This is a genomic window from Rhodopila sp. (assembly GCF_965277825.1).
GTDB lineage: Bacteria > Pseudomonadota > Alphaproteobacteria > Acetobacterales > Acetobacteraceae > Rhodopila.
On sequence record NZ_OZ255846.1, the window covers coordinates 819,668 to 838,640 of the forward strand.

General features: G+C 59.2%; 16 protein-coding genes. 2 read left to right on the plus strand and 14 right to left on the minus strand.

Going from position 1 to position 18,973, the window contains the following annotated elements; translation table 11 throughout:
• Nucleotides 1–1,116 precede the first annotated feature (1,116 nt).
• Together moaD and ACQY4T_RS04375 are read left to right on the plus strand one after the other, a co-directional pair.
• Nucleotides 1,117–1,380 carry a molybdopterin converting factor subunit 1 gene (moaD, locus tag ACQY4T_RS04370; RefSeq protein WP_428538169.1) on the plus strand — a complete coding sequence of 88 codons (264 nt, stop codon included), beginning with the start codon at nucleotides 1,117–1,119 and terminating at the stop codon, nucleotides 1,378–1,380.
• A gap of 94 nt (nucleotides 1,381–1,474) precedes the next feature.
• On the plus strand, nucleotides 1,475–1,654 hold the full coding sequence (locus ACQY4T_RS04375; RefSeq protein WP_428538172.1) for a hypothetical protein: 180 nt from the start codon (nucleotides 1,475–1,477) through the stop codon (nucleotides 1,652–1,654).
• Nucleotides 1,655–2,110: 456 nt separating this feature from the next.
• On the opposite strand, the gene ACQY4T_RS04380 is transcribed toward ACQY4T_RS04375, so the two are convergent.
• From ACQY4T_RS04380 to ACQY4T_RS04445, 14 genes are all read right to left on the minus strand, one after another.
• A complete protein-coding gene (locus tag ACQY4T_RS04380) occupies nucleotides 2,111–3,166 on the minus strand; it encodes a 2-oxoacid:ferredoxin oxidoreductase subunit beta (protein ID WP_428538175.1) in 1,056 nt (351 codons plus the stop codon).
• On the minus strand, nucleotides 3,163–4,998 hold the full coding sequence (locus ACQY4T_RS04385; RefSeq protein WP_428538178.1) for a 2-oxoacid:acceptor oxidoreductase subunit alpha: 1,836 nt from the start codon (nucleotides 4,996–4,998) through the stop codon (nucleotides 3,163–3,165). Before ACQY4T_RS04385 ends, ACQY4T_RS04380 begins: the two co-directional genes overlap by 4 nt.
• On the minus strand, nucleotides 4,983–6,770 hold the full coding sequence (locus ACQY4T_RS04390) for an FAD-dependent oxidoreductase (RefSeq protein WP_428538181.1): 1,788 nt from the start codon (nucleotides 6,768–6,770) through the stop codon (nucleotides 4,983–4,985). The genes ACQY4T_RS04385 and ACQY4T_RS04390 overlap by 16 nt, the downstream gene beginning before the upstream one ends.
• Nucleotides 6,771–7,051: 281 nt before the next feature.
• Entirely contained in the window at nucleotides 7,052–7,420 is a 369-nt protein-coding gene (locus ACQY4T_RS04395; RefSeq protein WP_428538184.1) for a HesB/IscA family protein, read from the minus strand.
• A gap of 23 nt (nucleotides 7,421–7,443) precedes the next feature.
• A complete protein-coding gene (locus tag ACQY4T_RS04400; RefSeq protein WP_428538187.1) occupies nucleotides 7,444–7,815 on the minus strand; it encodes an SUF system Fe-S cluster assembly protein in 372 nt (123 codons plus the stop codon).
• A complete protein-coding gene (gene sufU, locus ACQY4T_RS04405; RefSeq protein WP_428538190.1) occupies nucleotides 7,808–8,284 on the minus strand; it encodes a Fe-S cluster assembly sulfur transfer protein SufU in 477 nt (158 codons plus the stop codon). The genes ACQY4T_RS04400 and sufU overlap by 8 nt, the downstream gene beginning before the upstream one ends.
• Complete coding sequence (locus ACQY4T_RS04410) at nucleotides 8,281–9,525, minus strand: aminotransferase class V-fold PLP-dependent enzyme (RefSeq protein ID WP_428538193.1); 1,245 nt, start codon at nucleotides 9,523–9,525, stop codon at nucleotides 8,281–8,283. The genes sufU and ACQY4T_RS04410 overlap by 4 nt, the downstream gene beginning before the upstream one ends.
• Complete coding sequence (gene sufD, locus ACQY4T_RS04415) at nucleotides 9,522–10,775, minus strand: Fe-S cluster assembly protein SufD (protein WP_428538196.1); 1,254 nt, start codon at nucleotides 10,773–10,775, stop codon at nucleotides 9,522–9,524. Before sufD ends, ACQY4T_RS04410 begins: the two co-directional genes overlap by 4 nt.
• On the minus strand, nucleotides 10,772–11,521 hold the full coding sequence (gene sufC / locus ACQY4T_RS04420) for a Fe-S cluster assembly ATPase SufC (RefSeq protein ID WP_428538199.1): 750 nt from the start codon (nucleotides 11,519–11,521) through the stop codon (nucleotides 10,772–10,774). Before sufC ends, sufD begins: the two co-directional genes overlap by 4 nt.
• Before the next feature lie 5 nt (nucleotides 11,522–11,526).
• A complete protein-coding gene (sufB, locus tag ACQY4T_RS04425) occupies nucleotides 11,527–13,011 on the minus strand; it encodes a Fe-S cluster assembly protein SufB (protein WP_428538202.1) in 1,485 nt (494 codons plus the stop codon).
• Between the two features lie 8 nt (nucleotides 13,012–13,019).
• A complete protein-coding gene (locus ACQY4T_RS04430; RefSeq protein WP_428538205.1) occupies nucleotides 13,020–13,472 on the minus strand; it encodes an SUF system Fe-S cluster assembly regulator in 453 nt (150 codons plus the stop codon).
• A gap of 183 nt (nucleotides 13,473–13,655) precedes the next feature.
• A complete protein-coding gene (locus ACQY4T_RS04435) occupies nucleotides 13,656–15,035 on the minus strand; it encodes an MFS transporter (RefSeq protein WP_428538208.1) in 1,380 nt (459 codons plus the stop codon).
• A 137-nt stretch (nucleotides 15,036–15,172) separates the two neighbouring features.
• Nucleotides 15,173–16,681: a Ppx/GppA family phosphatase gene (locus ACQY4T_RS04440; protein WP_428538211.1), complete on the minus strand. Its 1,509-nt coding sequence runs from the start codon at nucleotides 16,679–16,681 to the stop codon at nucleotides 15,173–15,175.
• A 2-nt stretch (nucleotides 16,682–16,683) separates the two neighbouring features.
• Nucleotides 16,684–18,933 carry an RNA degradosome polyphosphate kinase gene (locus ACQY4T_RS04445; protein ID WP_428538214.1) on the minus strand — a complete coding sequence of 750 codons (2,250 nt, stop codon included), beginning with the start codon at nucleotides 18,931–18,933 and terminating at the stop codon, nucleotides 16,684–16,686.
• Nucleotides 18,934–18,973: the final 40 nt, after the last annotated feature.

Sequence of the window (18,973 nt, forward strand, 5' to 3'; positions counted from 1 at the left end):
GGTCCCGCGTAGCTGCGGCCGCCATTCCACATCTTTGGCCCATTCAAGAAATTGCCGATGATTGCCGGGTTCAGTTATATGCCGCCATGGATGAAGCTTTGCCACATTGCGGCGTCGGTGGGTTTGCCCGCTGAGAGTCCTCGCGACTTGAACTCGACGGGGTAAACGACGGCGCCAGCCGCAGCCTGAATGGGTTACGCGCTGCATGCCTGGCCAGTCTGGGAGTGACGGTTCAGGCCCGCGGCCTGGTTCCTGCGACTTTGGTTAAGATGCCCCCGTTCCTTGGAGATGTGGAGTTTGTCGTGCTGGCTGCGGGCAACGGACCGAGCGGAGCGGCGTCGGCCGCAGCGACCGGGGTGAGATTCGAGACTGTGACTATCCCTTCACGGCAGCTTGGGTTCTTCATGGATTTCACGAACGCGTGGGAGGAGTGCTTGAGTGCCGGTCCATCTAGGGGCACAGTCCCTGTTTGAATGTCTTTCTCCAGGGGCCTGACTTGATGCAGCGTTTCACCTCGCTTGTACTGGCGCTAATTCTCAGCGGCTGCGGTTATAAGACATGGCTGAACCCGCCGCTCACCGCAGGCTACAATCCAAATTTACCCACTAGTAACAGCGAGAACATGCGCCGCGTTCAGGGTCAGGATACTACCGTCCCAACGCTGACCACCGAACCGGGGGATATTTGGCCAGGTCCTTTAAAGCCGCCTCCAACATTGCAAGACCTTGAACGTACCGGGGGACTGAGCCCGCAGCCAGAAGCCCCCGTTCCTGGATCACCCATGGAACGAGGCGATGGGGGACCCTATCCGTCGTCGAATCCCAGCTCGGGAAGTTCAACCCCGCCGCAGAAAGCACCAAACGGGCTTACTAGGCCGCAACCGAGTCCGCCTTTGTCGAGCTACACTGCTCCCGCGCCAGCTCCGCCAGCCCGCGGATCTGCAGGTCAGGTCATTCAGACTCCCGGCGCCCCGGCTGTAACGACAGGCGGGGGCCCAGGGTATCAGACGACCACAAACCCAGGCGGAGGCCAATCCATCATCGTGCCGAATGGGAATGGGACGAGTACGGTTATTCACTCCGACGGCCGCATAGAAACTATCCCGACAAGCAAACCATGACCCAACCATTGAAAATTTGGTATTTTGCATGGCTGCGCGAGCAGATAGGTCTGGCACAAGAGGAGTTTGCGCTTCCTGTCGGCGTTAGCACGGTTGGTGCGTTAATGGACTGCCTTTCGACCCGCGACCCGACTTACGCGAGAGCGTTTCAGAAAGGTAAGACTATCCGTTGCGCCATCAATCAAGAATTCGCCGATCGCGCGTCCCCCATACAAGCGGGAGACGAGGTTGCGTTCTTCCCTGCGGTTACCGGCGGCTAGCGCTAGCTGTAGCTGCTATGGAGGTTGTCCATCCGGGGCTCCGGGGCTGAAGGTGGAGGCGGTTTTTACCACGCCGACAACCGCGGAGCTCCGGATGGACATCCATCAGAATGGCCGAACGACGGTGCATAGTCGAATGCTGATCGTCGAGCGCCTGACGCAAGGCTGGTCAGTTGCGTCGGTTGCGTCAGCCCGGGGCTTGACCGCGAAAACGGTGCGCAAACGGCGTGGCTGGCATGCTGCCAAGGACGTTGTTCGCTTGGCCGATCGCTGATCAAAGCCGCACCGTAGCCCCAGGCGGTTGAGCGGCGAGAGCGGGAATCAGATTGAACACCTCACCTCCTCGTCGATGCCCGAGTCTGACGTCAAGCGTTTTCTGGCTGTGAAAGGCCTGAGGGCGACAGCATGATCTCGTTGTAGATAGACATGAAGTTACGCAGAATCTGAAGAGCGAGAAACCGTTCTGTGGTCACGAGGGACTCCTAACCCATGTTATCCACGTAATTCCAGATCTCTTTCCGGACGTCGTCATTACGCCGCTGTTCAATCAGTCCCGGCAGCGAAGAGCGGCATCCCCAAGATGACGAAGGAAGTTGGTCGAGCAAACCGGGGCGTTCACAGAAGCCGAGGAGCAGGGAATGGGCTGTGCGCGGATCACGACGCCGCTGAACAGCCTTGTGACCCTTGTTCTCGGCGCACACCCGCAGCTCGCGAGGCTTTATCGAAGCACCTATCGCAAGCCCGCGTTGATCCGCGTCAACATTGATGAGCCTGGAACGAGGGTATCGTCCTGCAAATCATTTAATGGCTGGTCGGATGTCTGCAGATGTGCGTGGAGATCGCGCGGATTAGGATCTACATAGAGAAGACCGGTTACGATCTCTCCTGACGCATGGCGCTGTTGCATGAAACTCAGTGCCGAAATGCGGTCGTGCATGTCGTAATCGGCATTGAGCTTTCGCAACCGCAGCACGGATCCATCATGTTGCGACACTACCTCTACCGAACCTGGGGCGAAGTCCACTGTGATTTCAGGACGTTCTGAAATAACATCCAAATAATTGACCGCAGCATTGTGCTCGCGTACGTAGTCGAAACTCTTCGTCGACCCTTCATGGTTATTGAACGCGACACAAGGCGAAATACAGTCGATGAAGGCAGCTCCTTCATGCTTCAACGCGGCCTCAATCAGCGGCACTAGCTGCGTCTTGTCGCCCGAAAAGCTGCGGGCGACGAAGGTGGCGCCAAGCTGCAGCGCCATCCCGACGAGATCAATCGCCTCATCGCTGTTCTGCAAACCACGTTTCGATACAGCACCTTTATCGGAGGTTGCGGAAAACTGACCTTTCGTCAGTCCGTAAACACCATTATTCTCTACAATATAGACCATGTTGACACCGCGCCGCATGGCGTGCGCGAACTGGCCCAGACCGATCGAAGCACTATCACCATCGCCGGAGACGCCGAGATAGATCAGATCTCGATTTGCCAAGTTGGCTCCAGTCAGCACGGATGGCATTCGTCCGTGTACCGAGTTAAAACCATGCGACGCCCCGAGGAAATAGGTTGGCGTCTTCGACGAGCAGCCAATTCCAGACAGTTTGGCGATTCGGTGTGGCGGCAGTTCAAGGTCAAAGCACGCCCTGACAATCGCGGCACTGATCGAGTCGTGCCCGCAACCTGCACACAGCGTCGATATGGCGCCTTCGTAATCTCGCCGTGTATGTCCGAGGCTGTTTTTCAACAATTCCGGATGATGCAACTTCGGCTTCGAAAGGAAGGTCATGAAACGGCCTCTTGAACAAGGTCGGCGATGGCGGTGGCTATGAACCGTGCGCTGATAGGAGTGCCGTCGTAATGCAGCACCTTGGTCAGCTTCTTCGGATCGATTTCGAGTTCGTTGACCAGCAAGGATCGCAACTGGCCATCGCGGTTTTGCTCGACGACGTAGACGCGGTCATGAAGGTCGATGAACGCTGTCACTTCGTCCCCGAATGGAAATCCACGCACCCGCAGCAAGTCCAGGTGAATGCCCTGTCCGGCCAGCAACAGGTCAGCCTCGGCAATCGCGGGGCTGGTCGATCCGTAATAGACCGCGCCGAGACGCGTTGGCTCATCAGCCTTCCGCTCAATTGCCGGCGGCACCAGACGTCGGGCGGTGGCATGCTTCTTTAGCAGACGCTCCATGTTTTCCCGGTAGTCGGCACCTTCTTCGGAATAGCGCGCCATGCGGTCCTTCGACGTTCCGCGAGTGAAGAAAGCGCCTCTCGTGGGATGGGTACCTGGCAGGGTCCGGTAGGCGATCCCGTCGTCATCCACATCCAGGTAGCGGCCAAACAGTTTTCCCGCTTCGAGCGCCTCGGCCGACATGACCTTGCCCCGATCCATACGGCGGCGATCGTCCCATTGAAAGGGCTTGGTCAATCGCTCATTCATGCCGATCTCGAGATCAAGCATGACAAATATCGGGGTCTGAAGACGGTCCGCGAGATCAAACGCGAGAGCGGCGAATTCGAAACACTCATGAGGGTCTTCGGGGATCAGCAGCACGTGCTTCGTGTCACCATGCGAGGCGTAGGCGCATGCCGTGATGTCGGTCTGCTGGGTGCGAGTCGGCATGCCGGTCGAAGGACCGGCACGTTGGACGTCGAAAATCACGGCCGGGATTTCGGCGAAATACGCCAAGCCGACGAATTCCTGCATCAGCGAGATACCCGGCCCCGAGGTCGCCGTGAACGCCCGCGCCCCGTTCCAAGCTGCCCCGATCACCATCCCGATCGACGCCAACTCGTCTTCCGCCTGGACGATGGCAAAACTCTTCTTCCCGGCCTTATCGATGCGCATCCGACCGCAGTATCGCGCAAAAGCCTCGGCCAAGGAGGTTGACGGTGTAATCGGATACCAGGCACAGACAGTGGCACCGCCGTAGACAGCGCCTAGCGCCGCAGCACTATTGCCGTCGATGAAAATGCGGTCACCGACCGTGTCTGAAGGCCGAAGCGTCAGGCCTATTGGCCAAGTCAGGTTCCGTTGCAGCCAATCGCGGCCCAAATGCAGCGCCTCCACATTCGCTGCGATCAGTTTCTCGCGCCCCCTGAACTGCTCGTCCAGCAGTTGCTCGATGACTACGGGGTCCAACTCGATCAGAGCAGAAAGTGCGCCCAAAGAAACGATATTCTTGAACAACTGCCGCTGCCGGGGATCACTATAGGCTTTGTTCGTTATCTCGGTCAGCGGCACGCCTACGACAACGACATCTGAACGGAACTTCGCGGCTGGCATCTGCTTGGTATTGTCAAAGAACAGATACCCACCAGCCTCGATCGACCTTACGTCCTGATCCCAGGTCTGCGGGTTCATCGCCACCATCAGGTCGGGACCGCCACCACGCGCCGCCAAATGCCCGGCATCGGAAATCCGGACTTCGTACCAGGTCGGCAATCCCTGAATGTTGGATGGAAAGATGTTGCGCGGCGTTGCAGCTATCCCCATGCGCAGGACCGATCTTGCGAACAGGGCGTTCGCACTCGCTGAGCCCGATCCATTGACGTTGGCAAACTTGACAACGAAGTCGTTGACCCGCTGGAGGCCTTTCTGGCGGTCTAATTGCTGCAGCATGCGTTCTTGGCCTGGGCCACATCGATCAAAAAGCGTTGCATATCCCACGCGCCCGTGGGGCAGCGTTCTGCACAAAGCCCGCAGTGCAGACAGACGTCCTCGTCCTTCGCCATGATTCGGTTGGTCTTCAAGAGCCCCGAAACGTAAAGCGCCTGGTCCTTGTTGTGGGCAGGCGCCATTAAGCGGGTTCTTAACTCCGCCTCATCGCCGTTATCCGTGAAGGTGATGCAATCGACGGGACATATGTCAACGCAGGCGTCGCACTCGATGCACAGACTGTCAGTGAATACCGTCTGCACATCGCAGTTCAAGCATCGTTGCGCCTCGGCGAAAGCCAGTTGGTCATCGAAGCCGAGCTCTACTTCTGACCTGATATCCTTGAGCGCGACATCCTTGTCTCGATGTGGAACCTTGAAGCGCAAATCGAGGGAAATATCGTTGTCGTAGCTCCACTCGTGAATCCCCATTTTCTGACTGGCGAGGGTAACCATTGGTGGTGGCCGTTCATTGACATCGGCCCCCTGGCAGAAGCGATGGATCGATATCGCCGCCTGATGCCCGTGAGCAACTGCCCAAATGATATTCTTTGGCCCGAATGCCGAGTCGCCACCGAAGAAAACCCGTGGTTCGGTAGACTGGAAGGTGGTCTCGTTTACCACCGGCATGTCCAATTCGTTGAAGGATAGACCGATGTGTCGCTCGATCCAGGGAAATGCGTTCTCCTGCCCGACCGCCACCAGAACGTCGTCGCATTCGAAGAAAACATCGGGTTCGTTTGTCGGCACGAGTCGGCGCCGACCTCGGTGGTCGAATTCGGCTTTTACCTTCTCAAAGGTCATCCCGTAAAGCTTTCCGTTGGCGTGCTTGAATTCTTTCGGCACCAGGAAATTCAGGATCGGAATGTCCTCAGCGATCGCGTCTTCCTTTTCCCAAGGCGAGGCCTTCATTTCCTCGAAACCCGAGCGGACTATGACTTTTACATCGTCCCCGCCTAAGCGGCGGGACGAGCGACAGCAGTCCATCGCTGTATTGCCGCCGCCAAGTACGATAACGCGTCGGCCGATCTTGTTGATATGACCAAATGAGACGGACGACAGCCAGTCGATCCCGATGTGGATGTTAGCGGCAGCTTCCCGCCGCCCCGGCAGGTCCAGGTCCCGTCCGCGCGGCGCACCGGAACCGACGAAGACCGCATCAAATCCGTCGCCCAGCAAACGCTCGAGGCTGTCTACTTGATGGCCCAGCCGCATTTCCGGCCCCATGGACGCAATGTAGCCAACTTCCTCGTCAATTACCTCTTCCGGAAGTCGGAACTTTGGAATCTGGCTTCGGATCATACCGCCGGCGCGGTTATCGCCGTCAAAGATCACGAGATGGTAGCCCAATGGCGCTAGGTCCCGGGCAACGGTCAAGGAGGCCGGCCCGGCTCCCACAAGGGCAAGTCTTTTGCCGTTACGGATCTGCGGAACCGTCGGCATACGGTCGCTGACGTCGCCCTTGTAGTCTGCCGCCACTCGCTTGAGCCGACAGATGGCAACCGGCTGCTCTTCCACCCGCACGCGACGGCAGGCCGGCTCGCAGGGTCGGTCGCACGTGCGCCCGAGGATTCCAGGGAATACGTTCGACTCCCAATTGATCATGAACGCGTCCGCATAACGCCCAGCGGCAATCAGCCGGATGTATTCCGGAACAGGGGTGTGGGCGGGACAGGCCCATTGGCAATCGACCACCTTGTGGAAATAGTCTGGATTCTTGATGTCGGTCGGATGCAAATCGAACTCCTGTTCCCAGCGGCTCGATACGCCGCCTTACGCGTACTCGCCAAGCACTTATGCTGCTTCAGCTACTCGCTGTCACGGAACAGTAGGTCCAATTCAAAGGCTGGGCAATCTGGGCCGACTTTGGCCGAGAACGAAGGCAGCAAGAGCCGTAGAGGACGCCGGAGTCGAGCCAAGGTTTAAGCGAGACAAGACTAATGATATTAGCTGAATTCCGCTCAGTGAAACGATCAAATGAAGCCAGCGCACTACTGCCTAAATGCTACCGTACGGCATCAAACATGAAAGCTCTCGCCGCATCCGCACCGCCCCTTCTCATTCGGATTGACAAAAGTAAACCCAGCCGTCAGGTCCTTAATCTCATAGTCCATCACCGTCCCGATCAAGAACAATGACGCTTTTCGGTCAACCAGAACCGTCAAACCTCTGTCTGTCACAACTTCATCCGAGGATGCCGGTTCAACGGTCCAAGACATGTCGTACGACATGCCAGAGCAACCCTTGGTCTTCACGCCGATGCGGAGAAGCATGCCCTGCTCACCTTTGGCGTACAGCTGTCGCAGCCGCTCTGCTGCGGCGTCCGTCAGGGTCATAAGTGGCGGCAAGGAGCGAGTCTTGCGGGGGACAGTCGTCGTGGTGCTCATCATTCAGCCTTGTGTCGCTTCGATCAAAACATATTCAACTGCAGGCGAGCCTCTTCGGTCATGCGCGAAGGGTCCCAGGGAGGATCCCAAACCGTTTCAACTCGGCATGACGTTACACCTGCAACCGACGATACGGCGCTTCGCACTTGCTCAGGCAGTTCCTGAGCGCTGGGACAGCCGGGTGCTGTCAACGTCATCTCGACTTTCACCGCCCCGCCATCGTCTATCTCCACTACGTAGATCAGACCCAACTCATAAATATTAACAGGGATTTCAGGGTCGTAGACAGTGGCGATCGCTTCGATCAGGGTGTCTTCACTCGGAAGTCGCGGCGCATTCGCGATCGGCGTTTCGCCATCCGGTGTCCATGCCGTCGGTGGGGTCAACTCACTCACTGCTTGCCTCCTTCGAACCGTTCAGCGCGGCAATCAGAGCGTGCCAAGGCAGAGTCGCGCATTTTACTCGGGAGGGATACTCGTGAACACCCGCCAACGGTGCGAGACGCCGCAACGGTTCGGCAAGCTCATCTTTGCAGTCCGGGCAACCGCCGGTGCGCGCCATCGTTTGGAAAGCCTCAAAAAGCGCCTGAGTATCCGCTTGGTCGCGATCTCGCACTGTCTCTACCATCAGGTCAGCGGAGGCAATGCTGATCGCGCAGCCACGGGCCTCAAAACCCACGCGACCGATTCGGTCGGCAATCATCTTCACCCAGACTTCGACGCGGTCCCCGCACATCGGGTTGTCGCCCCGCGCGGAAGCGTCGAAGCTATCCAAGCGCCCAGCATGGCGCGGTCGGCGTCCATGATCCAGGATAAGATCTTGATACAAGTCACGCAGATCGTCGAAGCTGTCCGACTGCGTCATTGAAAAAACTCCCGTACTCTAACCAACCCATCAACCAGCGCGTCGACCTCGGCGCGGGTTGTGTAAATGCCGAAGCTAGCCCGAGCGGTGCTTTCCAGATTGAAGCGATGCATCAGCGGTTCGGCGCAGTGGTGCCCGGCTCGCACTGCGATCCCCTGACGATCCAGTAAAGTCGCCACATCGTGGGCGTGCGCTTTGTCTACCACGAAAGAGACTACCCCGCCGCGTTCCTGCGCGTTGCCGAGGACCCTTATCCCCTCCATCTCTGCCAGGCGGGACAAGGCGTATTCCGTCAACGATGACTCATGCGCCACCATGGCATCGTAGCCAATCGCCCGAATGTAGCCCACCGCCGCTTTCAGGCCGATGCCCTCGAGAATTGCTGGCGTGCCGGCCTCGAATTTGTGCGGCACTGCCGCCCAGGTGGATTGTTCGAAGGTAACCGACGATATCATATCGCCACCGCCGAGGAATGGCGGCATTCGATCCAGCAAGTCGCGTCTGCCCCACAAAACGCCGATACCGGTGGGCCCGTAAAACTTGTGGCCGGTCCAGCAGTAGAAGTCGCAATCTAGCGCGCGAACATCCACCTTGCGGTGCACAATGGCTTGCGACCCGTCGAACATGACCTTGGCGCCGTAGGCGTGGGCGATACGCACAATGCGTTCCGTTGGCGTGATTGTGCCGAGGACATTCGACATATGAGTAATTGCGACAAGCCCGACCTTACCATCCGCCAGCAGCGACTCGAACGCCGCCATGTCCAGCTCGCCCGCGTCGGTGATCGGAGCCACTCTCAGTTCGATTCCGTGAGCGTCACGCAGCAACTGCCAAGGCACGATATTGGAATGGTGCTCCATGGTTGAAATCAGAACCGCTTGGCCGCGCTTCAACACGCCTCGGCCGTAGCTATGGGCGAGCAGGTTTATGGCCTCGGTGCTGTTTCGCACGAAAACGATCTCAGATCGATCGTTCGCGTTCATCAGTTCCGCTACGACATCGCGGGCTGATTCATAAGCTTCGGTAGTCCGCTCGCTCATCCAGTGTAGACCGCGATGAACATTGGCATATTGGGTCTGCATCGCGTCAGCCATGGCGTCGATCACTGCCTGGGGCTTCTGGGCGGACGCGGCGCTGTCAAGAAAGACGAGCGGCTTATCGCGGATAGTCTGTTTCAGTATCGGGAAATCCCGCCGTATCTGGTCCACGTCAAGGAGGGTCGGAATTGTCATCATGTTCATGGTTTTTGCCTCTCCCACCAGCGCGCGACACCGGCTTCAAGGCAGCCACGGATGGTATCGTCTGAAACCAAAGCCAGCCCGTTGGCAAGGAACGCACGCACCAGAATGGAACGAGCCTCTATTTCTGAAACACCGCGACTGCGAAGGTAGAAAAGCTGCTCCGTATCGAGCTCGCCGACCGTTGCGCCATGACTGCATTTCACGTCGTCGGCGAAAATCTCAAGTTCGGGTTTCGAGTCAATTTCCGCATCCGGCGACAGCAGCAGCGTCTGGTTCATCTGATAGCCGTCGGTCTTGACGGCGTCCCGAGCGACCTCGATCTTGCCTTGGAAGACACCGTGCGACCGACCAGCCAAGACATTTTTTACAGTCTGGCGGGACGTGCACCTCGGTGCGTCGTGACGCACGATAGACGTGAAGTCGCCGTGCTGCGACCCAGCAAGAATTTGTGCTGCATTCAAGTGGGCTATTGCTCCGGTGCCCGTAAGGTGGGTGTGAACCTCGGTGCGTGACAGCCGCGCACCGATGTTCAGTGTAAAGCTGTCATAGGTCCCACCGGCTCCAATGCACGCGTACGTGGTCGACACGTGAAACGCTCCCACCGCTTCATCCTGCAAGCGGATATGCGTGAGATGCGAACCGGGACCTACGTGGACTTCCGCAACGGTGTTTAATAGATACGATCCTTCCCCAGATGAAACCTCAACCAGGGTCAGCTTGGATCCCTTGCCTAGGTGAATGCTGTGGCGCGGATGAACGTCGGCACCGTCTGAGCAGACGCTGACAAGTTGAATGATTCCGCCATCTTGGTCAGCGGGTATCTGCAACCCCGCGCCGTCGGCGGCAAGCATCGTGTTCAACGCAACCAGCGGCTCCCGGTCCGGCCACGCCAGCGTGCCGAAATCGGGTCGTTGGGCGAAGCGGGAAAATCCCATTTCGGGTTTGATGGTCAGATCTTGGCGAATCGCGCCATCGACAAACACAATCCGGGGCGCATTCAGTAACTGCAATTCTGCCAAGAAGGCTTCAGCATCCTGCGGAGGACGAGTTGGCTCACGGCGAAAATCGGCTTCGGCGACCGACCGTAAACTGGTATACTTCCATGCTTCCATCCGGCGCTTTTGCCTGCCACCGGGTAATCCCGAGGCCCGGAACGCCGAAGCCGCAGCGGCTCGGAGCGCCGAATCACCCGGAAGCAGACCGACGAGCCCATCGTACCGGTCTAGATATCCTGCGGTTCCAGTATTCACGCAGCCTCCTGAGTCAGGCCGGCGTAGCCGCTCTTTTCCAATTCCTTCGCCAACTCCGGGCCGCCGGAGCGGACGATCCGACCTTGTGTCAGCACATGCACTCGATTGGGCACCAAGTAGTCCAACAGACGTTGATGATGGGTGATGACGAGTGCCGAAAATTGCGGCCCGCGCAGCGCATTGACCCCGTCGGCAACGACCTTCAACGCGTCGATGTCGAGACCGCTATCGGTCTCGTCGAGGATTGCCAGCTTCGGGCGTAAAATCGCCATCTGCAGTACCTCGTTGCGTTTCTTCTCGCCGCCGGAGAAGCCGACATTGACATTTCGCTTCAACATGTCGTCCGGCATCGCCAGCCGCTTTGCCTCCACGCGAGCCATCTTTAGAAACTGCACCGCGTCCAGTTCAGCTTCGCCATGTGCACGACGGATCGCATTGAGCGCTGTTCGGAGAAAATTGGCGTTATTGACGCCCGGCAATTCGACCGGCGCTTGAAAGGCCAGAAAAACCCCGGCCGCGGCCCGATCCTCCGGATCCATAGCCAAAAGATCGGCGCCGTTGAAGGTCACGGAACCCGAGATCACTTCGTAGTCTTCCCGTCCGGATAACACATACCCGAGGGTCGATTTGCCGGAACCGTTAGGCCCCATGATGGCGTGGACTTCGCCTTCGGGCAGCGTCAGATCGATGCCGTGCAGGATGGTCTTGTTGTTGATCGAAGCGGCCAAGCCGCGGATATCCAACATCTGTTTTATCCCACTGACCCTTCGAGTGATACCGTCAGAAGCTTTTGCGCCTCCACGGCAAACTCCATGGGAAGTTCCTTCAAGACATCCCTGCAGAAGCCGTTGACAATCAGGCCCACGGCATCCTCCTCCGACAGCCCACGCTGCCGGCAGTAGAACAACTGATCATCGGCGATTTTGGATGTGGTCGCCTCGTGCTCCACCGTTGCCGACAGGTTGCGGCTTTCAATATACGGTACGGTGTGGGCACCGGCCCGATCGCCGATCAACAAGCTGTCGCATTGAGTGAAATTCCTGGCATTCGAGGCGCTAGGAAGCATCCGGACCAAGCCCCGATAAGTGTTGTTCGAATGTCCCGCGCTGATACCCTTGGAGATAATCGTACTGCGCGATCCTTTGCCAATATGGATCATTTTTGTACCAGTATCCGCTTGCTGATAATTGTTTGTCACAGCAACGGAATAGAACTCGCCCACGCTCTCCTCGCCGAGCAGCACGCAGGAGGGATATTTCCAAGTAATGGCTGACCCGGTTTCCACCTGTGTCCAGGAGATTTTCGACCGGGCGCCGCGGCAAGAGCCACGCTTCGTGACAAAATTGTAGATGCCGCCTTTACCCTGGGCATCCCCTGGATACCAATTCTGCACTGTCGAATACTTGATCTGGGCATCGTCAAGTGCCACGAGTTCCACGACTGCGGCGTGCAGTTGATTTTCGTCGCGCTGCGGGGCAGTACAGCCTTCCAGATAACTCACATGGCTTCCGGCCTCGGCAATGATGAGGGTCCGCTCGAACTGCCCCGTGTTTCGGGCATTGATGCGAAAATAGGTCGACAGTTCCATCGGACAGCGGACGCCTTTGGGGATGTAGACGAAGCTCCCGTCTGTAAACACGGCACTGTTCAACGCGGCGAAGAAGTTGTCGCCCGTCGGCACGACCGTGCCAAGGTATTGCCTTACGAGATCTGGATGTTCGCGGACGGCATCGCTGATCGGGCAAAAAATCACCCCGGCTTCGCGCAATGTCGCCTGAAAGGTCGTGGCAACCGAAACGCTATCGAACACCGCGTCCACCGCGACCTGCGCACCTTCGACCGCATCGACATCGACGCCCGCGAGAATGGCCCGTTCCTTCAGCGGGATGCCGAGTTTCTCGTACATTTTCAGTAACTCAGGATCGACCTCGTCAAGACTCTTTGGGCCAGTCTTTTTCTTTGGAGCCGCGTAGTAGTGCAGGTCCTGATAATTGATCGGAGGGTGCTCGACCCGAGCCCATTGTGGCTCGTCCATCTTCAACCAGGCGGCGTAGGCTTTCAGCCGCCAGTCCAGCATCCAACTGGGCTCTTCCTTGCGCTGCGAAATCAGCCGGATGATGTCCTCATTTAGCCCCTTCGGCGCGAGGTCCATCTCGATCGCTGTCTCGAAGCCCCATTTGTAACCAGTTTGCGTGATGGAATGGACGGTATCGAGCGTTTCAGTGCCAACGGCCATGAAGAATCCTATTCGACGGCGGATTGAAAGAGGGCCTGCTGCGTTGGTGTCCGGACCGCCACGCGCCCAATTTGCATGTCGGCCAAGGTAATCCCGTTCAACGCATCACGGATGGCATCGTTAACCGGATCCCATCGTCCGCGCATGGGGCAGAGTTGCGATTCGCACCCTGAAAACGAACCGTCGACGCAAGCTGTCAGAGCGATCGGTCCGTCGATGGCGGCGATCACATCCGCGATCGGAATCTCGGCCAAGTCGCGGTTCAGGCGATAACCACCTTTGGCGCCTCGCTGTGAAGCGACGAGATCCCCCGCTGAAAGTGCTTTTAAAACCTTGGCGACAGTGGGTTCGGGGATGCCGGTTGCCGCGGCAATGCCTGGCGAGGTCTGCACGGGACCCGTCGCCGAAAGACGCACGAGCACCACCACCGCATAGTCCGTCAGCTTCGACAGCCTTAGCATGGCCTGAAAACCCCGCGTCCCGAGTGGCAAGTGTATCCGGACCAACGCAGTCCGGATTAAACGCAGATGGCGTATCCTACCGACAGCGTCAAGGGGTTTGAGACCGAGCCGGCAGCGAGGTTGCCGGGCACGCACGGCCGGTTCGGCGAACCGGCCGCGGCGCGTGAGATCCCTCGTGCCCAATCAAGTCGAGATTTGCTCGAGCACGGCTTGCCCCTGTCTTATCCCACCGAACTTGATCAGCGTTGCCGGGAGCAATGCGCCGGGTATGATAATCCACAGGATCCAGCCAAGGTGGTTTGGCCCAAGCGCATAGAGTGGCCCCAGCAACGTCACCCCAGCCCAGGCTCCTAGATGGCCCAGCCCGTCGGTCCAGGCGAAGGCTTTCGAGCGGATGCGGGTTGGATAGGCCACGGCGGTGTAATTATACAGGTTGAACAGGAACAGTCCGGTGCCGACGCGGCTGACCACATAGCATCCGGCGATAACCCACAAATCAGGCACCATCCAGGCCACTAGCCACGCGAAAGCGAAGAGCATGCCGGCGATGAACAGCACTTCGCGGCGCTCGATCTGGTCCCCGAGGCGTGCATTGACCAGGAAACCGACGAACAAGGCCGCATAAGCCACGGCAATGGTCAGGAAGACAAAATGTGCCGACCCGCCGTGGTCCACCATGAATACGGCGGCGAACGCGCCGACGCCGTACACCAGCCCGGCATAGGCGAACAGCCAGACAACGATCAGTAGCCACGTCCGGCCGCGATAATGCGGGTTTGTGAATAACTCGGTCCACGATCCACCGGCGGCGCCGATAACCGGGTCAAGTATCGGGCTGGGTTCCGGCAGTGGCGCGGCACAGGCCGCCTGACACCGCCGTTCGTAGATTGTCATCACCCGTTCGGCTTCCTCGTGACGCCCATGTGCCTCCAGCCAGCGGGGTGATTCGGGCAATTGCCACCACAGCAGCGGCAACAGGATCGCGACCTCGACCGCCGCGCTGACCCACAGGAAAAGCTGCCAGTTGCTTGGTATCCAGGCAAACGCCAGAAGATTGACGCCGACCGCGACCACGGCCGTGATACCCTGAGAGGTGAGAAGCACGCGGTTGCGCACCTGCGGCGAGGTCATTTCCGACAGATAGGTGGAGTGCGTGGCCACGATCCCGCCGACGCCGAGTGTGCTGAGCACCGATAGCACCACCATCCAGGCGAAATCGGTCACATAGGCGAAAGGCCAGATACAGAGACCTCCGAGCAGGGTCGCCAATAAGATCGCCGGTCGGCGCCCGTAGCGATCGGCGACGTAGCTCATGAGATATACGCCGAGAAGGATGCCGAGACCGACCTGCAACGCCTGAATCACCGCGTACTGTACGACATCGATGATGTGGTTTGGACGCCAGACGAACGGATACAGCCGTGCCCCAATTCCATCGGTGTCGAAGATGATGAAGCCCCAGGTGACCTCCACCAGAATCGCGAGCTGCCATTGCACTCGCGTCAGCGGCAACCGGTCGATCCGGGCTGCCATGACACCGTCGTAGGTCGTGCGTTCGACCATCCGTCCCCCCCCTCGGACCCGCACAAGGTTGTTGGCGTGGGGCCTCCGCTTCGTATCCCGAAGCCTAGGATGGGTTGCTTTCGATCGACAAATTTGCTGCGCCCCGGCGCGAAACTCGGCAGTTCAGCAGTTTCGGATCATTCCGTGGCAGCGACGGAATTCCGTTCCGTTGCCGCTTGCAGCCCGACCACCTGGGCCACCCGCTCCAGCCGCCGGATCACGCTTTCCCCGGCGAACACGCCGCTACCTTCTTGCAACCTCAGGACCAGCCTCGGCCCCTCGATCCGCAACCGCGTGCCCGCCAACAGATCCTTGGTCCCGGCTGAGAGCGTATAAGCCAAGCGGAGCGCAATCCCCAAAACCTCGGCCCGATTGGCAGCATCGGCATCCAACAGGAGACGGGAAGGGCGCAGGAAGGGCGCGTCCGACGCTGCCTCGTACCGAAGCGCGACGGCTAGTGCCAGGAAGGCTCGGGAGGCATGATCCAGTGCGACTCCCGGCTGGCGCAGCACGCGCAGGAATGCCTGTTCCGCGCGAAATTCCGGATGGTCGTGGCTGCCGATGTCCGACATCCAGCACAATGCTTCCCGCAACCGCATCCCGGCGGCTGTCTCCACGGGGAACAATGGTTGGGTCCATTCCACCAGCGCCGGCGGCAAGGAAGGGTCGCGACCATGCCGCGCTGCCAATTCCCAGGCAGCACTGAGCAGGGGGTCCTGCTGCTGTATTGCCGTTGGCATCCGCCGCATGAACCAGCCCTCGCGCAACCCGCTGGCACTGAAGATGACCCGAGGCGCCGCGGTTACGCGCAACAAGCGGCGAAGCGCCACGGCCGCGAATGGCAGGTCATCGATACGCCGGCGAGGCGCCCCCGGGATGCGTTCCAAGACCTTGCGTGTCGCGGCGGAAATGATCCCTGTCAGGTCCCGAGCTGCTTCCCGGTCGATGGTATAATAATGCACCATGTTGAGCGGGTATCCGGTCTGCGCCATGTGGATGCGTGCCAAGGCCCGCCAGGCGCCCCCCACAAGATAGAGATCGCCACCGGCCGCGTCGCCGAACCATGGCACGGTCTGCAGATCTTCCTCGGCGATCGCCCGTGCCCGTAACGGGTCGCCGCCGGACCGCTCCGCCATACGTATCACGCCTAACCGCAAGGTCTGAGACGGCCCTCGTGTGCCGTGGACCAGCCGCACGACCTCAAGTGAGCCGCCGCCGATATCCGCGAGTACGCCATCTGCGGCCGGGATGCCGCACAGCATGCCGTCCGCGGAGTAGGCAGCCTCCTCGACACCGGAAAGGATGTGGATCGGCACATCCGGCATTTGATCGCGCAGCGCGCTCACGAAGGCCGGTCCGTTATCGGCATCGCGTACCGCGGCGGTCGCCAGCACCTCGAACGGCTTGGCGCCCATGGCGCGCGCAACCGCGTGATACCGATGCATAACCGTCAGTGCCTGATCCACACCTTCTTGATTTAGACGGCCCGTGGCTTGAAGACCGCGACCCAAACGAAGCACCGCCTTTTCATTAAAAATCGGCATCGGGTTACGTGTGTGGCCTTCGTAAACCACCAATCGGACCGAATTGGATCCCAGGTCAACAACACCGCATCGCGGTAGCGGGGGAGGCGCAGCAAACGGCATCGTCAGTCCTGCGTCACTCGATCTTGGCGTCGCGGGGTGGTGACCGGGGAAGCGACCGCTGGGCCATGCAAAGCTGAACCGCGGCCAGACAGGGATGGGTTGGTCATGAAGTAATCGTGCGCAGAAACCGGCTTGCGGCCGGGTGCGACGCGGGCCCAGGAGCCGTCTGCGTTCAATTCCCAAGATTGCAGCGAATCCTTCAGATTTATCACCATGATCTGGTCCAGTACCTGGGCATGTACGGTGGGATTGTGGATCGGCACCAGGGTCTCGACACGCCAGTCCATGTTTCGCTCCATCCAATCGGCGGAGCTGATAAACACCCTTGCATGGCGACTTGGGATCACATGGCCGTCGCCGAAAACGTAGATACGGCCGTGTTCCAGAAAGCGCCCGACGATGGATTTGACCCGGATATTATCCGAAAGCCCCGGCACCCCTGGTCGCAGGCAGCAAATCCCACGGATTACCGCCATGACTCTTACCCCGGCACGAGACGCTTCGTACAATGCATCGATCAGCTCAACGTCCGTCAGGCTGTTCATCTTCAGCCAGATATTGGCCGCTTTGCCGGCATGAGCGAAGGCGATTTCCTTACGCACCAGAGCCAGCAGTTTGGTGCGGGTCGTGAGCGGGCTGAAGCCCAATTCCTCCATGATTTCAGGTCGCGCGTAACCGGTCATGAAGTTGAACAGGCGGGCAGAGTCGCGTGTCAGAGCGGGATCGGTGGTGAAGAAGCTTAGGTCGGTGTAGATACGTGCCGTGATGGGATGATAGTTCCCGGTGCCGAAGTGGGCGTATGATCGAATGGCACCCGCCTCCCGTCGTACCACCAATGACAGCTTGGCGTGCGTTTTCAGGCCCGCGAAGCCATAGACAACCTGCACACCGGCCGCTTCCATTCGACGCGACAGCCGGATGTTGGCTTCTTCGTCGAACCGGGCCCGCAGTTCGACCATCGCGGTGACCGATTTGCCAGCTTCGGAGGCCTCGATCAGCGCGTTCACGATCGTGCTGTCACGGCTGGTGCGGTAAAGTGTCTGCTTGATCGAAATCACCGCTGGATCTTGCGCCGCCTGGCGCAGGAACTGTACGACGACGTCGAAGCTCTCATACGGGTGATGGACGATGATATCCTTGGCGCGGATCGCGGCAAAGCAGTCGCCGCCGAAGTCACGGATGCGTTCGGGGAAGCGGGGCGTATAAGGCGCGAACAGCAGATCATGCCTGTCCTCGACGATCATCTGCTTCAGGTCGGCAAGACCCAGAAGGCGCTGGTCGTCGTGGATCTCGTCGGGTGCCGCGTCCAATTCGTCAATCACGAGTTCACGCAGTTCCGGCGGCATCCCCGCCGCGATTTCCAAGTGGATCGCCACGCCACGCCGCCGCCGCTTCAGCGCGGTTTCGTACGACCTCACCAGGTCCTCGGCCTCTTCCTCGAATTCAACGTCAGTGTCGCGGATAACCCGGAACAGGCCATGGCCGGCCAACCGGAAACCCGGGAACACCCGATCGAGGAACAGCACGACCAGATCGTCCAGCAAGATGAACCGGATTGAACCGCGTTCATCGCTCGGTGGCAGACGGACGAAACGGTCGATTTGGCTAGGCAAGGGCAACAGTCCGCGCATGCCCTGGCCGTCATCCTCCCGGACCAGATGAAGGGCAAGCACCAGGCCGAAGTTAGAGATGAATGGGAACGGATGCGCTGGATCTACCGCCAGCGGAGTGACAACGGGAAAAACCCGCTCCATGAACCAGGCGTCGAGCCATGCCTTGTCCTCACTGGATACGCTGTGGGCGTCGCATAAAGCCACTCGGGCCTTGCGAAGCAGGTCCAGAAGTTCGCTCAGGATACGTTGCTGGTCAGCCAGCAGCACCTCGGCGCGATGTTTGATGTCGGTCAATTGCCGGGCGGCGGTCCGGCCGTCGGCCGAGACAAGGGTCGCCCCGGCTTTTGCCTGCCCGATCAGGGCCGCGACCCTGACCGAATAAAACTCGTCGAGATTGGATGCGCTGATCGACAGGAAACGCAGTCGTTCCAGCAGCGGGTGACGAGGGTTCTCGGCTTCTTCCAGAACGCGGTGATTAAAATCAAGCCAGGACAGCTCGCGATTGATGAAGCGTTCCGGGCTGTCAGGGCTCGTTTCAGCTTCGCCAGCAGGATGCGGTCTGACCTTGACCCGAGTGGAAGCAGCCTCCGGCGCAACCGAATGTTCCGCTAGCTCCGCAGCATCGGCCTTGAGCACCATCAATGCAGTTCCTTCGCCTGACCATACGGCACTCTACAGG

Bases quoted from the DNA above. Each gene is read 5' to 3' on its own strand.
- moaD (WP_428538169.1), top strand. From the start codon at position 1,117: ATGACCCAACCATTGAAAATTTGGTATTTTGCATGGCTGCGCGAGCAG.
- ACQY4T_RS04375 (WP_428538172.1), top strand. From the start codon at position 1,475: ATGGACATCCATCAGAATGGCCGAACGACGGTGCATAGTCGAATGCTG.
- ACQY4T_RS04380 (WP_428538175.1), bottom strand. From the start codon at position 3,166: ATGACCTTCCTTTCGAAGCCGAAGTTGCATCATCCGGAATTGTTGAAA.
- ACQY4T_RS04385 (WP_428538178.1), bottom strand. From the start codon at position 4,998: ATGCTGCAGCAATTAGACCGCCAGAAAGGCCTCCAGCGGGTCAACGAC.
- ACQY4T_RS04395 (WP_428538184.1), bottom strand. From the start codon at position 7,420: ATGAGCACCACGACGACTGTCCCCCGCAAGACTCGCTCCTTGCCGCCA.
- sufU (WP_428538190.1), bottom strand. From the start codon at position 8,284: ATGACGCAGTCGGACAGCTTCGACGATCTGCGTGACTTGTATCAAGAT.
- ACQY4T_RS04410 (WP_428538193.1), bottom strand. From the start codon at position 9,525: ATGAACATGATGACAATTCCGACCCTCCTTGACGTGGACCAGATACGG.
- sufC (WP_428538199.1), bottom strand. From the start codon at position 11,521: ATGTTGGATATCCGCGGCTTGGCCGCTTCGATCAACAACAAGACCATC.
- sufB (WP_428538202.1), bottom strand. From the start codon at position 13,011: ATGGCCGTTGGCACTGAAACGCTCGATACCGTCCATTCCATCACGCAA.
- ACQY4T_RS04430 (WP_428538205.1), bottom strand. From the start codon at position 13,472: ATGCTAAGGCTGTCGAAGCTGACGGACTATGCGGTGGTGGTGCTCGTG.
- ACQY4T_RS04435 (WP_428538208.1), bottom strand. From the start codon at position 15,035: ATGGTCGAACGCACGACCTACGACGGTGTCATGGCAGCCCGGATCGAC.
- ACQY4T_RS04440 (WP_428538211.1), bottom strand. From the start codon at position 16,681: ATGCCGTTTGCTGCGCCTCCCCCGCTACCGCGATGCGGTGTTGTTGAC.
- ACQY4T_RS04445 (WP_428538214.1), bottom strand. From the start codon at position 18,933: ATGGTGCTCAAGGCCGATGCTGCGGAGCTAGCGGAACATTCGGTTGCG.